Origin of the sequence: Janthinobacterium sp. 13 (assembly GCF_002749695.1) — a bacterium.
Lineage (GTDB): Bacteria > Pseudomonadota > Gammaproteobacteria > Burkholderiales > Burkholderiaceae_D > Janthinobacterium > Janthinobacterium kumbetense.
Genome location: NZ_PEEQ01000001.1, coordinates 4204596 through 4217974 on the forward strand (window position 1 = coordinate 4204596; position 13379 = coordinate 4217974).

13 protein-coding genes, 1 tRNA gene and 1 pseudogene are annotated in these 13379 nt (G+C 65.6%); 6 read left to right on the forward strand and 9 right to left on the reverse strand.

The genetic code is table 11. The annotated features are described in order from the left end of the window. Positions 1 to 3 precede the first annotated feature (3 nt). Positions 4 to 1005, forward strand: coding sequence for a class 1 fructose-bisphosphatase (locus CLU94_RS18475; protein WP_077408194.1), 1002 nt, complete (start codon positions 4 to 6; stop codon positions 1003 to 1005). A 115-nt stretch (positions 1006 to 1120) separates the two neighbouring features. After that, positions 1121 to 1196, forward strand: a tRNA-Thr gene (locus tag CLU94_RS18480). Between the two features lie 69 nt (positions 1197 to 1265). Here CLU94_RS18480 and CLU94_RS18485 read toward each other — a convergent pair. From CLU94_RS18485 to CLU94_RS18500, 4 genes and pseudogenes are all read right to left on the reverse strand, one after another. Next, positions 1266 to 1679: a cupin domain-containing protein gene (locus tag CLU94_RS18485; RefSeq protein ID WP_099666700.1), complete on the reverse strand. Its 414-nt coding sequence runs from the start codon at positions 1677 to 1679 to the stop codon at positions 1266 to 1268. A gap of 77 nt (positions 1680 to 1756) precedes the next feature. Continuing rightward, positions 1757 to 2585 (reverse strand): annotated as a pseudogene (locus tag CLU94_RS18490) (AraC family transcriptional regulator). A gap of 84 nt (positions 2586 to 2669) precedes the next feature. Beyond that, positions 2670 to 3764, reverse strand: coding sequence for a porin (locus tag CLU94_RS18495; protein WP_099668377.1), 1095 nt, complete (start codon positions 3762 to 3764; stop codon positions 2670 to 2672). 4 nt (positions 3765 to 3768) lie between these two features. Beyond that, complete coding sequence (locus CLU94_RS18500) at positions 3769 to 5643, reverse strand: amidohydrolase (protein WP_099668378.1); 1875 nt, start codon at positions 5641 to 5643, stop codon at positions 3769 to 3771. A 243-nt stretch (positions 5644 to 5886) separates the two neighbouring features. Here CLU94_RS18500 and CLU94_RS18505 point away from each other — a divergent pair, with 243 nt between their 5' ends. Beyond that, on the forward strand, positions 5887 to 6585 hold the full coding sequence (locus CLU94_RS18505; protein WP_099666701.1) for a YoaK family protein: 699 nt from the start codon (positions 5887 to 5889) through the stop codon (positions 6583 to 6585). Between the two features lie 36 nt (positions 6586 to 6621). Here the strand turns inward: CLU94_RS18505 and CLU94_RS18510 are convergent, their stop codons facing one another. Next, positions 6622 to 7254 (reverse strand): response regulator transcription factor, encoded by a 633-nt coding sequence (locus tag CLU94_RS18510; protein ID WP_099666702.1) that lies wholly within the window; start codon positions 7252 to 7254, stop codon positions 6622 to 6624. Between the two features lie 209 nt (positions 7255 to 7463). Between CLU94_RS18510 and CLU94_RS18515 the strand changes: the two genes are divergently transcribed. Both CLU94_RS18515 and CLU94_RS18520 read left to right on the forward strand, forming a co-directional pair. Continuing rightward, complete coding sequence (locus tag CLU94_RS18515; RefSeq protein ID WP_099668379.1) at positions 7464 to 8150, forward strand: hydrolase; 687 nt, start codon at positions 7464 to 7466, stop codon at positions 8148 to 8150. A gap of 72 nt (positions 8151 to 8222) precedes the next feature. Beyond that, positions 8223 to 8504: a XapX domain-containing protein gene (locus tag CLU94_RS18520; RefSeq protein WP_099666703.1), complete on the forward strand. Its 282-nt coding sequence runs from the start codon at positions 8223 to 8225 to the stop codon at positions 8502 to 8504. A gap of 11 nt (positions 8505 to 8515) precedes the next feature. On the opposite strand, the gene CLU94_RS18525 is transcribed toward CLU94_RS18520, so the two are convergent. The 3 genes from CLU94_RS18525 to CLU94_RS18535 form a co-directional block, all read right to left on the reverse strand. Continuing rightward, positions 8516 to 9163 carry a response regulator gene (locus tag CLU94_RS18525; RefSeq protein ID WP_099666704.1) on the reverse strand — a complete coding sequence of 216 codons (648 nt, stop codon included), beginning with the start codon at positions 9161 to 9163 and terminating at the stop codon, positions 8516 to 8518. A gap of 8 nt (positions 9164 to 9171) precedes the next feature. Continuing rightward, the gene (locus CLU94_RS18530; RefSeq protein ID WP_099666705.1) at positions 9172 to 9915 is read right to left on the reverse strand and encodes a sensor histidine kinase; all 744 of its coding nucleotides are present in this window, start codon (positions 9913 to 9915) and stop codon (positions 9172 to 9174) included. A 176-nt stretch (positions 9916 to 10091) separates the two neighbouring features. Continuing rightward, complete coding sequence (locus tag CLU94_RS18535) at positions 10092 to 11066, reverse strand: alpha/beta fold hydrolase (RefSeq protein ID WP_099666706.1); 975 nt, start codon at positions 11064 to 11066, stop codon at positions 10092 to 10094. A gap of 185 nt (positions 11067 to 11251) precedes the next feature. Between CLU94_RS18535 and CLU94_RS18540 the strand changes: the two genes are divergently transcribed. Next, on the forward strand, positions 11252 to 11665 hold the full coding sequence (locus CLU94_RS18540) for a DoxX family protein (RefSeq protein ID WP_099666707.1): 414 nt from the start codon (positions 11252 to 11254) through the stop codon (positions 11663 to 11665). Here the strand turns inward: CLU94_RS18540 and CLU94_RS18545 are convergent. Next, a complete protein-coding gene (locus tag CLU94_RS18545) occupies positions 11662 to 13062 on the reverse strand; it encodes an aminotransferase-like domain-containing protein (RefSeq protein ID WP_099666708.1) in 1401 nt (466 codons plus the stop codon). The genes CLU94_RS18540 and CLU94_RS18545 overlap by 4 nt on opposite strands. Positions 13063 to 13379 lie beyond the last annotated feature (317 nt).

Sequence of the window (13379 nt, forward strand, 5' to 3'; positions counted from 1 at the left end):
TTCATGAAACGCATCAGTCTTACGCAATACCTGGTTGAAGAGCAGCGCTCGAACAACAGCATTCCGGCCGAACTGCGCCTGCTGATCGAAGTCGTCGCGCGCGCCTGTAAAACCATCAGCCACGCCGTCAGCAAGGGCGCGCTGGGTGAGGTGCTGGGCACGGCCGACACGGAAAACGTGCAGGGCGAAGTGCAGAAAAAGCTCGACATCATCTCCAACGAGATTTTGCTGGAAGCGAATGAATGGGGCGGCCACCTGGCGGCCATGGCGTCGGAAGAGATGGAATCGATCCACCCGATCCCGAACCGCTATCCGAAGGGCGAATACATGCTGCTGTTCGACCCATTGGATGGCTCGTCGAACATCGACGTCAACGTCTCGATCGGCACCATTTTCTCGGTGCTGAAGGCACCGGAAGGCATGGGCGAGCCGACGGAGCAGGACTTCATGCAAGCCGGCAGCAAGCAAGTGGCGGCCGGCTACGCCGTGTACGGTCCGCAAACCATGCTGGTGCTGACCTTCGGCAATGGCGTGAACTGCTTCACCCTGGACCGCGAGATGGGGTCGTGGGTTCTCACGCAAAGCAATATGCAGATTCCGCCGACGACGAAGGAATTCGCCATCAATATGTCGAACGCGCGCCACTGGCATCCGCCCGTGAAACGCTATGTCGACGAACTGCTGGCCGGCGACACGGGCCCGCGCGGCACCAATTTCAATATGCGCTGGATCGCCTCGATGGTGGCCGACGTGCACCGCATCCTGAACCGCGGCGGCATCTTCATGTACCCGGCCGACCTGCGCGACACGTCGATGCCTGGCAAGCTGCGCCTGATGTACGAAGCGAACCCGATGGCTTTCATCGTGGAGCAAGCCGGCGGCGCCGCCACCGATGGTCAGCAGCGCATCATGGACATCGCCCCGCACAAGCTGCACCAGCGCGTGCCCGTGTTCCTCGGCTCGAAAGACGAAGTGGCCCGCGTCACCGCCTACCACGCGGAGTAAAAGCCGCACTTTTCCACGATTTTTAGCGGCCTGCAGCCGGGCCGCTAAAAAAATGCAAAAAAGTTCGCGTTGACACTAGCAAATTTTGTGCATTGTTTGTAGAATGTGGGTCTTCGCCGTTGTAGCTCAGTTGGTAGAGCAGCACATTCGTAATGTGAAGGTCGCCAGTTCGATTCCGGCCAACGGCACCAAGTTTCATCAGAAAACCCGCTTACTTGCAAAAGTCAGCGGGTTTTTTGTTGTCTGTCACGCTACCTGGCTCAGATCCACTGATCGTTCTCCACCGTGCGCTCGCCCGCCTCGCCGTCGCCCGTGTTGACCACGCCGCGCGGCTCGATCAGCAGCAGCCTGGTTTCGGCAGGCGCGCACGGTTTATGTTCGACCCCCTTGGGCACCACCGCCATCTGGCCGGCATGCAGCACGATGGCGTGTCCTTCCGCGTAGCCGGGGCCGCGCAGGGCGATGCGCAATTGCCCTTCCAGCACGATGAAGGTTTCGTCCGTATCGGCGTGCCGGTGCCACTGGAATTCGCCCAGTACCTTGACGACCTTGAATTGGTAGTCATTCATTTCGGCGATGACGCGCGGCTGCCAGTGCCCCTCTAACAGGGCGACCTTACCCGCCAGATCGATGGACTGGCCCTGGCCGCGCGTGGTGATGGTAGTGGTGGACATGCTGTGCTCCGTTCAAGTGGCGATGCAGCCAGAATACGCATGCACTTGCGGGCCGTATTGAACGATCGTGGGTGTTTTCAGCTCTTGACGCTACCGCCGGCGAAGCGCAGCCAGCGGCCAGGCGTCAGTCCATGAGTTTTCAGGAAATGCCGTGTCATGTGGCTCTGGTCGGCGAAGCCCGCGGCCATGGCTGCCGATGCGAGCGTGGCGCCAGCCAGCAGCAGGCGGCGCACCATTTCCAGGCGCCGCATCGTCAGATAGCGGTACGGGCTGGTGCCATAGAACACGCGAAAGTCGTGCGACAGGCTCCAGCGGTCGCGTCCCGTTGCCGCTTCAAGTTCCGCCAGGGTGACGGCACTGCGTGCAGTGCGCCTGCAGGTAGTCGCGCGCGCGGCGTGCCGCCAGGAAGTCGCCTCGCAAGGGCCGAGCCGGCGTGCCGGCCACCGCCGCCAGCGCGTGCGCCAGTTTTACCAGCGCCTCGCTCTGTTCCAGCGCTTCGAGCGGGTGGCCGTCGTGCGGCAGCAAGGCGGAGGTGGCGGCCGCCAGGCGGGAATCGGTCGACACGCCGCCTTCGATGAAGGGCAGCGCGCGTCCGCCCAGCACATCCTGGAACAGCGCCGGTTCGATATACAGCATGCGGTAACGGAAGCCTGCGTCGGTACCGGCCTGGCCATCGTGCGCCTCGTCTGGATGCAGGATCATGGTATTGCCGGGCAGGCTGTCGCGCTGCCCGCGACGGTAGCTGAAACGCTGCACGCCCGCCAGCGTGCGGCCGATGGCGTAGGTGTCGTGGCGGTGCATGGCATAGGCCTTGCCCTTGAACCACGCCTCGATGCGTTCGACCCCTTGTACCGGTTCGGCGCACTTGACCCAGTCGCTGCGCGCTGGCGCTGATGCTCGCTTCATGATGTTTGTCCGTGGATGTCCGCCCTGGTTGCCGATTGCTGACTGTACCCGCCGCGCGCGGGGCTGTCCACGAAAACAGCCGAATCAGAAATTGTGCCGGATTCCCAGCGCCACGCCCGACATGGTGGCGCCCTTCGTTGCTGCATCGCGTCCCAGGCTGTTGATGGCAAAGTCGGCGACGCCGTTGCCGCCGTTGGCCAGGCGCGTGTAGTAGGCATACAGGCTGCTGCGTTTCGATAGCTGGTAGTCATAGCCGACGGTGGCGTGGGTGGCTCCCGCACCGGCTCCCGCGCGCACGGTGCCGATGCTTTCCAGCGCGCCGCCTGTGGCGCTTTGCGCATGCGCCAGGCCGAAACGCAAGCCATGGCGGCCGAACTGGCGCGTGGCGGAAAAGTAGACCGTGCGGCGGCGTAGTTCGCCCGTGGGCGTCGCATAACGCAGGCTTTCCAGCGCCACCGCCAGCTGCGTGGCGCTGTCGACATGCCAGGCGAGGGCCAGCTTGCTGCCACGGTCGGTCAGTCCCCGTCCTTGGTAGTCGTGATGGTCTTCCTGCGCCAGGGTGGCATACAGGGCGCCGCCGTCGTAGATCAATGCGGCCGAGGTCAGTGCCGGATGCGCGCCGCTGGCGGGCCGCTCTTCCCCCATGCCGCGCGCCACGCGCAGCGACCAGCCCTGCCACTGCGGCGTCCAGTAATGTACGCTGTTCTGCTGGCGCCGGTCGAAGGAATACGTGTTGCTGGTATGGCTTTCGCTGGCGCCGGCGCCGTTGCTCATCAGGCTCATGTAGCCGGCCGTGGTGGGGTAGAACGGGTCGAGCGCGGAAGTGGCGCTGTTGTAGGGCAGGGTCCAGTTCCCGCCAAACAGCGTGCCCCACGGGCCGGCAATGCCGACGCGCGTGTCGCGCGCGGCGATGGATCCCGCGCCCGTGTCGGGCGCCAAGGTGCCCTCGACCTGGAACAGCGCCTGCCAGCCGCCGCCCAGGTCTTCGCTGCCGCGAAAACCGAGTACCGAGCGGTTGTTGGAGACGCGCTGCACGCTGTCGCCGCTGCCTGACGAGTGCAGCGCTTCGAACGCCACGTTCAGGCGGCCGTACAGCTGCACATTTTCTTGTGCCGCGGCGGGCAGGGCCGCCGCCAGCGCCAACGCGCCGGCAGCCAGCAAAGGCAATCGCGTCAGCATGGCATCAAAACGCAAAGCAGCTGCATCCCAGCGCGCCCCAGAAGCCGGAGTGGCTGGAAACGGGCACGGAACTCTTGCGCGCCACGTCGTGGGCGTGCGCGTGCACGCCGCAGGCGCCCTGGCACTGGTGCTGTTGCATCACGCTGGCCGTTTGCGGCGGCGCGGCGCGGTAGTGGCCAGCCACGTTTTTCACGGGCGACCAGTCCGGCAATACCGGAATGGGAGGCGGCGCCAGTGGCGTGAATTCCGCCTGGCCGTAGACGACCTTGCCGCCGACAATGGTGAGCACGGATTCGATCGACTTGATGGCCTCTTCATCGATGCTGAAAAAGTCCGCGCTCAGCACGGCCAGGTCGGCCAGCATGCCTTCCTGGATGCGCCCCTTCTTGCCTTGCTCGCTGGAGAACCAGGCGCTGCCCGCCGTCCACAGTTCCAGCGCCGTGTCGCGCGACAGGCGCGAACCTGCGTCGTACAGGCGCAAGCCGCCCACGGTGCGCCCGGACACGAGCCAGTACAGCGCCGTCCAAGGGTTGTAGCTGGCGACCCGCGTGGCGTCGGTGCCGCCGCCCACGGGCACGCCCGAGGCAAGCATGCGTGCGATCGGCGGCGTCGCCTTGGCCGCCTCGGCGCCGTAGCGGTCGACAAAATATTCGCCCTGGAAGGCCATGCGGTGCTGGATGGCGATGCCGCCGCCCAGCGCCTTGACCCGGTCGATGTTACGCGGCGTGATGGTTTCGCAGTGGTCGAACATCCAGTGCAGGCCGTCGAACGGGATATCGCGGTTGACCTTTTCAAACACCGTCAGCATGCGGTCGATCGATTCGTCATAGGTGGCGTGCAGGCGGAAGGGCCAGCGCTTGGAGAGCAGGTGGCGCACCACCTTTTCCAGTTCGTCGTCCATGCCGGGTGCCAGCTCCGGGCGCGGCTCGAGGAAATCCTCGAAGTCGGCGGCGGAAAACACCAGCATTTCGCCGGCGCCGTTATGGCGGTAATAATCGTCGCCCTGGCCCGGCGTGACCATCTGCGTCCATTTTTCAAAATCTTCCAGTTCGCGGCCCTTGTTTTGCGTGAACAGGTTGTAGGCGATGCGGATGGTCAGCTGCTCTTTTTGCGCCAGCTCGTCGACGACGGCGTAATCCTCGGGATAGTTCTGGAAGCCGCCGCCCGCGTCGATGGCGCTGGTCAGGCCGAGGCGATTGAGTTCGCGCATGAACTGGCGCGTGGAATTGACCTGCAATTCGCGCGGCAGGGTCGGGCCCTTGGCCAGGGTCGCATATAAAATCATGGCGTTCGGCCGGGCGATCAGCATGCCCGTGGGGTTGCCTGCCGCATCGCGCACGATCTCGCCGCCGGGCGGGTTCGGCGTGTTCTTGTCGTAGCCGACCACGCGCAGGGCGGCGCGGTTCAGCAGGGCGCGGTCGTACAGGTGCAGGATGAAGACGGGGGTGTCGGGCGCGGCCGCGTTGATCTCGTCGAGGGTCGGCATGCGCTTTTCCGCGAACTGGAATTCCGTCCAGCCGCCCACCACGCGCACCCATTGCGGGTTCGGCGTGCGCAGCGCCTGTTCCTTGAGCATGCGCAAAGCGTCGGCCAGCGAAGGCACGCCTTCCCAGCGCAATTCCAGGTTGTAGTTCAAGCCGCCGCGGATCAGGTGCAAATGCGAGTCGTTCAGGCCGGGAATCACGGTGCGGCCACCCAGGTCGATTACGCGGCTGTCGGGTGCGCGGTGGCGCATGACGTCTTCAACGTCGCCCACGGCGAGGAATTTGCCGTCGGCGATGGCCACCGCGCTCGCTTGCGGGCAGCTCTTATCGACGGTGTGGAAGCAGCCATTGAGCAGGATCAAGGGTGCGGTGGCGGGGAGGGTGTGTTCTGGCATGGTGCAGCTCCATGGTTGCGGTGCGGGGAGGGCCGGCGTGCGCGGCGCGAAAGTCACGTCGTCCAGTGTAGCGGGCGGGCGGCGCTTGAACACGGGCCAAAAGATCAGGTGGAGCGGGCGCACTGGCCGAAGGACGGGGGCGGCGACCGGCCACATGGCTTACCATGCAGGCAGCGGCACCGGGGCGTTTTCCTGGCGCGTTTTTCGTTTTTTAGTGCATTGCACGGTATCAGGAGTCATTCGATGGATCAGCCACCACACAGCCGCTTGTTCGGCACCAGCCTGGGATTTTTAGCGGGGTATGTCGATACCCTGGGTTTCATTGCCCTGTTTGGCCTGTTTACGGCCCATGTCACGGGTAACTTCGTGCTGATCGGCGCCGCCCTGGCGGATGCATCGCGCGCGTCCATCCTGTTGAAGTTTCTCGCTTTTCCTGCCTTTATCGCCGGCGTCGCCGTCACGCGCCTGATGGTGCTGGCCGTGGAACGCCGCGCCGGCCCGTCACTGACCCTGGCGATGCTGTTGCAGTGGGCCTTGCTGGCCGGCTTCATGGTGTTTGGCTGCCTGGCCGAGCCGATCGGCAAGGATGTCAGTTCCATGGCCATGGTAGCCGGCTTGCTGGGCACGGCCGCCATGGGCGTGCACAGCGCCACCAGCCGGCTGCTGCTGGCGCACCTGGCGCCCACTTCCATGATGACGGGTAACGTGACGCAGATCGTCATCGACACCGTCGACGTGCTGCGCGGCGCGGCTGATGGCGCCACCCATGCGCGCTGCGGGAAGTTCTTCTGGCCGTTGCTGGCCTTTGCCCTGGGTGCCATCGCCGCCGCCTTTGGCTACCTGGCCGTCGGCTTCGTGGCGCTGGCCGTACCCCTGATTTTGCTGGGCGCCCTGATCGTAGTGCAGCAACGCAGCGGGCGACCGGCCGTGCCGGCGGCTTGAGCGCGGCCCTGCGCGGCGGCAAGTCCGCTGCGCCGTTCAGGCGTCGAGGATGCCGCGCCGCAGCGCGATGGTGACGGCGTGGGTGCGGTCCCGGGCGCCCAGCTTGGCCAGGATGGTGCTCATGTGCGCCTTGACGGTTTCTTCCTTGATCTGCAGCAAGGCGCCCGTTTCGCGGTTGGAATTGCCTTGCGCAACCTGCTTGAGCACGTCCAGTTCGCGGTTCGACAGCACGTCGCTGCAGGCATACAGCGCCAGTTCCGCCTCGATCTCGGGCGTGATGTGGCGCCGTCCCGCGTGCACGTTCTGTATCGCCGCCAGCAATTCGTGGCGCAGCGCGCTTTTCAGCACATAACCGCATGCGCCCGCGCGGATGGCGCGCAGCACCTGCGTGTCGCCCTTGTAGGTGGTCAGCACGATGATGCGCGCCTGCGGATGGCGCGCGCGGATGGCGCCGATGGCGTCGAGGCCGCTCATGCGCGGCATCTGCAAATCCATCAGCGTGACATCGGGCTGCAGCGCGTCAAATTGCTGCACCGCCTGCTGGCCATCGGTGGCCTGGCCCACCAGCGCCACGCCGGGAAAGGCACTGAGCAGGGCCGCGATGCCGTCGAGCAGCAACTGGTGGTCGTCGGCGATGAGGACGCGTATCGGCGCCGTATCGCTGCGCATGATGTTGCCTGGCAAAGAGGTGTTATCGATCAAGAGTCGTCGGAACAGGGTGAGCAAAAGGTATTTTACCGCAGCGCTTGCCGGGCTGCAGGGGGGACTCCCCAGAGGCAAGCTCCATGTCAGCCTATATTTAGATAGTGGTGCGGGCACGCGGCCAGGCATACGATGCACGGCAGTACCCACTCAACCCTCTCCGCATGGATGACATCATGACCAATCCGAAACTGGAAGTCCTCACCCCCGACAATTGCCAGATCATCTTCATCGACCAGCAGCCGCAAATGGCGTTCGGCGTGCAATCGATGGACCGGCAAGCGCTGAAAAACAATACCGTGGGCCTGGCCAAGGCCGCCAAGGTGTTCAACATCCCCACCATCATCACCACGGTGGAAACGGAAAGCTTCTCCGGCCACACCTATCCCGAACTGCTCGACGTCTTCCCCGGCCAGGATATCCTCGAGCGCAGCTCGATGAATTCGTGGGATGACCAGAAGGTGCGCGATGCGCTGGCCGCCAACGGCAAGAAGAAAGTGGTCGTGTCGGGCCTGTGGACGGAAGTGTGCAACAACAGCTTCGCCCTGTGCGCGATGCTCGAAGGCGACTACGAAATCTATATGGTGGCCGACGCTTCCGGCGGCACGTCGAAGGAAGCACACGACTACGCCATGCAGCGCATGATCCAGGCCGGCGTGGTGCCCGTGACGTGGCAGCAGGTGCTGCTGGAATGGCAGCGCGACTGGGCGCACAAGGCAACCTATGACGCCGTCATGGCCATCGTGCGCGAACATTCGGGCGCCTACGGCATGGGCGTCGACTACGCCTACACGATGGTGCACAAGGCGCCGCAGCGCACCCATGGCGAACACGCCACCCTGGCACCGGTGCCGGCCAGGTAAGTTCCACGTGGCAATGCCATGCGCCGCGCGCCTGACCGCGCGCGGCGTTTTTTTCATCGAAAGGAATGCGCCATGAAGTTATATGTGATTTCGCTGGCGGTGGGCTTGCTGGTTGGCATTATCTACGCCGTCTTGCAGGTACGCTCGCCGGCGCCGCCCGCGATAGCGCTGATTGGCCTGCTGGGCATGCTGATCGGCGAACAGATCGTCCCCGGCGTCAAGCGCCTGATGGCGGGCGAAGCCATCACGGTGTCGTGGCTGCGCAGCGAATGCGTGCCGAAGATCAGCGGCGTGGAAGCGAAGCCAGCGCTGGCCAGGGCCGAACCGCAGCAGAAGGATGACAGCGCCGCTTGATATCCGTGGCGTCAGAACGCGCCCAGCAAGCCGCGCCGGGCGGCCACCGTGGCCGCCTCGGTGCGGCTCGATACATTGAGCTTGGTCAAAATGTTGTTCACGTGAAATTTGACCGTGCCCACCTCGATGCCGGCACTGCGCGCGATCATCTTGTTGCTCTTGCCCGCCGACAGGTGTAGCAGGATGTCGTGCTCGCGTTTCGACAGGCGGTTCGCCTCGATGCGGCCGGCCTGCTGCGCCGCCAGTTCCGGCGGCAGGTAGTGCCTGCCGGCGGCCACCTGGCCGATGCATTGTGTCAGTTGCAGGAAGCCGGAATCCTTCAGCAGGTAGCCGCGCGCGCCGGCGCGCAGGGCCCGGTGCACATTGTCCTCGCCCTGGTAGGTGGTGAGGATGACGATCTTCGCTTGCGCGTCGTCTGCGCAGATGCGCTCGATCGCCTCGACGCCATGCATTTCCGGCATGTTCAAATCCATCAGCACCACGTCGGGCCGCAGTTCGCGGTACAACTCCACGGCGGCGTGGCCCGTGCCGGCCTGGCCCAGCAGGCGCAAGCCGGGCAAGGATGCGATCAGCGAAGCCAGGCCGGCCAGGATCAGCGGGTGGTCGTCGGCGATCAGCAGAGTAGTCGGCGGAGCGGCCGGGGGGATGGTCGTGTGCATGGCTGTGTTCATGGTGCTGGCAGGGTGAAGTGGAACACGCTGCCGTGGGGCGCGCCGGGGGCATGCCACAGGCGGCCGCCATGCGCGTCGAGGATGCGGCGGCAGATGGCCAGGCCCATGCCCATGCCGTCCGGCTTGCTGGAGTACAGGGCGTGGTACAGGCGGCCGGCCGCCTGCGGCGCGATGCCGGCGCCATTGTCGGCGATGCTGAAATGCTGCACGCCCCCATCCAGGCGCGAGGACAGCAGCACCGTGCGCGGCCGGCCGCTGGCGCCCTGCAGGGCTTCGATGGCGTTCATCAGCAGGTTCAGGATGACTTGCCGGAATTGCACCGGGTCGGCGTGCAGCAGCGGGCGGCCCGGCGCCAGCTGCGTTTCCAGGTGGATGGCGTGGCGTTGCAATGGCGCGCGCAGCAGCGGCAGCAGGTCCTGCACGGCGTCGTCGGCCGCAAAATGATCGTGGCTGCCCGGCGCGTTGCAGGCCAGGCCATGCACGCTGCGCAGCACGGCGCTGGCATGGCTGCCGGCGCTGGCGACCAGGGCCAGCGCCGCGCGCGCCTCGTCGAGGCGGGGCGGATCGTGGTCGAGCCAGCGCAAGGCGGCATCGGCATTGAGCGCGATGGCCGCCAGCGGCTGGCGCACTTCGTGCGCGACCGATGCGGCAAATTCGCCCATGCCGTCCATCCTGCCTATGCGCTGCGCCTGCGCCAGGCCTGGGTCTTGCTGCTGAGGGAAAGAATGCGTGCTGGCCATCGCGGGACTCCTGTCGTTCGCCGCGGCTCATGCCGCGCGGCAACAAGTATGCATGGCCCGGCAGGCAAGGCAGTTATACGAATGGGGGAGGCGGGCGGTTTTTTTGCGCGGCGGAGGCGCCGGCGGGGGAGATAGACACCGCCGGGCGGGCCGGCGGTGTGGGCAGCGCAGAGCGGTCAGGACTTGATAAAGGTCAACAAGTCTTCGTTCAGGCGATCCTTGTGGGTGGCTGGCAAGCCATGCGGCGCGCCTTCATAGATGACCAGCCTGGCGTTCTTGATGAGCTTGGCCGCAGCCTTGCCGGAGGCGTCGATCGGCACGATCTGGTCGTCGCCGCCGTGCACCACCAGGGTCGGCACGGAGATTTTCTTCAGGTCGGCCGTGAAATCCGTCTCGGAAAACTGCTTGATGCAGTCATAGGCGTTCTTGATGCCGCACTGCATGCCCTGCAGCCAGAAGGTGTCGCGCATGCCTTGCGACACCTTGTTGCCGGGACGGTTGGCGCCGAAGAACGGCACCGTCAGGTCCTTGAAGAATTGCGAACGGTCGGCCAGCACGCCGGCGCGGATGCCGTCGAAGACGGACATCGGCAAGCCGCCCGGATTGGTAGCCGACTTGACCATCTGCGGCGGCACGGCGCCCACCAGCACGGCCTTGGCCACGCGCTTTTCGCCATGGCGGCCGATATAGCGCGCCACTTCGCCGCCGCCCGTCGAATGGCCGACCAGGGTCGCGCCCTTGATGTCGAGCGCGTCGAGCAGGGTGGCCAGGTCGTCGGCGTAGGTATCCATGTCATTGCCCTGCCACGGCTGGCTGGACAGGCCGTGGCCGCGGCGGTCGTGCGCGATCACGCGGTAGCCGTGGCTGGCCAGGAACATCATCTGGTCTTCCCAGGCGTCGCCCTGCAAGGGCCAGCCGTGGCTGAAGACGACGGGCGTGCCCGTGCCCCAGTCCTTGAAGCGGATGACGGTGCCATCCTTGACGGTGACGCTATTGACGGTGAGCTTGCCCGGCGCCGCGGCAGCGGCAGGCTTGGCGGCGGCGCTGGCGCCACCGGCGGCCAGCAGTCCCGCGCCGGCGGCCACGCCGGCGACGCTGACGAGCAGCTTGCGGCGGGAGTTGACTTCTTCGGCTTCGATTTTCTTCGACATGATGCATTTCCTTCGGGGATGGGGGAGGGGCCAGCCATGGCGTGGACCAGTGACGGCATCGGCCAGTCTAGGCCTTCGCGCGCGCCGGCGCCTCTGCCAAAAGACCAGTCGCGCCCAGGCGTCCGCCTGCCTATGATGGCTGGCAGCGGCGCGCCGCGCCGCCTGGCTTTCCCACTGGAGCGATCATGAAGAAAAACTGGAGGGTGGCGCTGACGGGCCCCTTTTTACCCGATGCGGGCTTGCTGTTTGCGCGCGTGGCGGGCGCGCTGCTGGTGCTGCACGTGCACGGCTTGCCCAAGCTGCTGCATTTTTCCGCGGAACTGGCGCGCATCGACGATCCGCTGCACCTGGGCCGCGCCGTCACCCTGTACTGCGCCCTGTTCGCGGAAATCCTCTGTCCGCTGTTGGTCGCCGCCGGCTTGCTGACGCGCCTGGCCTGCCTGCCCCTGCTCTTCCTGCTGGGCGTGTCGATGCTGCTCGTGCACCCGGACTGGAGCATCGCAGACGGCCAGTTCGGCTGGTTGCTGATCATCGTCTTCGGCACGATTGCCATCAGCGGCGCGGGCAAGTATTCGCTCGATGCGCGGTTGCGCCGTTAAATGACGAATTCCCGCCGCACGGCCGGTTTGTGCGCCAGCAGCAGCGATAATTTCTTCAATGCGCTGGCCAGGCGCGCGCGGTCGCGGATGCTGCCCAGCGAGATGCGGATGGCGTTCGGCGGGCGGTTGTCGTAGAAGGCGTCGGACGCCGTGACGGCCACGCCCTGGGCGCGGGCGGTGGCGGCCAGCTCGCGCGAGGTCCAGTAGCCGGGCAGCGAAAACCACACGTGGATGCCATCGCTGCGCGGGTGAGTGGCGCCCGTCAGGATGGTGCGGATGACGTCCTGGCGCGCATCGGCTTCGCTGCGTATGCCGGCCAGCAGCGCGTGCGCGGAGCCGTCGTGTATCCATTGCGTCGTCAGCGCCGTCGTCACGGGCGTGGCCATCAGGCTGAAAGAGCGCAGGGCGTCCAGGAAGCGTTCGCGCAGCTGCGTGTCGGCGATCAAGGTATAGGCCATGCGCAGGCCCGGCGCCAGGCATTTCGACAGGGTGGCGATGTAGGATACGTGGGCGGGTGCGTAATGCGCCAGGGGCGGCGGCGCATCGGACGCCAGCAGCCAGTACGGATCATCCTCGATGATGTGCATGCCGCAGCGCTGGGCCACTTGCGTGATGGCCAGGCGGCGCGCGGCCGGCATGGTGTGCGCCGTGGGGTTTTGCAGGGTGGGATTCAGATACACGAGGCGCGCGCGGTGCTTGCGGCCAGCCTTTTCCAGCGCTTCGGGCAGCATGCCATCCGCATCCGTTTCCACGACGACGGCCTTGCGGTTCAGCTGCCCGGCCGCCGAGCGCAAGCCCGGATACACGGCCGGCTCCGTCAAGATGGCGTCGCCGGGCCGGCTCAGGGTCAGAATCAGCGCCGCCAGCGCCGCCTGCGCGCCGGGGCAGGCGACGACGTGTTCTCCATCGACGTTGCCGAACATGGGCGCGAGCCAGGCGGCGCCCGCCGCGCGGTCGGCCTTGCTGCCGCCGCCCAGGTGATAACTCATCAACATATCGCTGTCCGTGCGCATCAGCACCTGCGCCACGCCCTGTTTCAGCAGGTCGTCGAAATCCACGCCCACGGGCGGCGGCGGGATGTTCATGCTCAGGTCCAGCATCTGCGTCAATTCCACCTTCGGCGCCGCCACGTAGGTGCCGCGCGCGCCGTGCCCTTCCAGCAGGTTGCGGCGCTTGGCTTCGTCGTAGGCGCGCGTCACGGTCGTCAGGTCGACCTGGAACAGGGCGGCCAGGCTGCGCTGCGGTGGCAAGCGGTCGCCCGGGCGCAGGCTGCCGCCGGACAGCGCGCGCTCGAGCATGTCGGCGATCTGCAGGTAGCGCGGACCGCCGTGCTGCACGAACGGCATGATCCACGCGCTTGCATGGTCATCTTTTTGTATGGATTTAGACGGAGGCATTTTGTCTTGATGTATGTATTTTGGTACCTACATTATGCGTAAAGTCTGCATAAAAATCCATGCATTTGTATGGGGCCGGCTTTCTCGTCGGGGCGGACCATGCATCAGGCAGCGTTACTCCCCGCCCGCCGCACCAGGCCGGTACGGGTTGTTATTTCTGGCAGGCATTTAAGTCTGGCCTTCAAGGTGTGGCAGCGCACGGTGGCGTGTGGCAGGCGCGGTTAAGGTAGTGCCAACAGCTTGCTGCTGATCCTCTGTTTGATATGGCTCAGCCCGGCAGCGTTTAGCCGCTTCTTTTTCCCAGAAGCGAGGAGAAT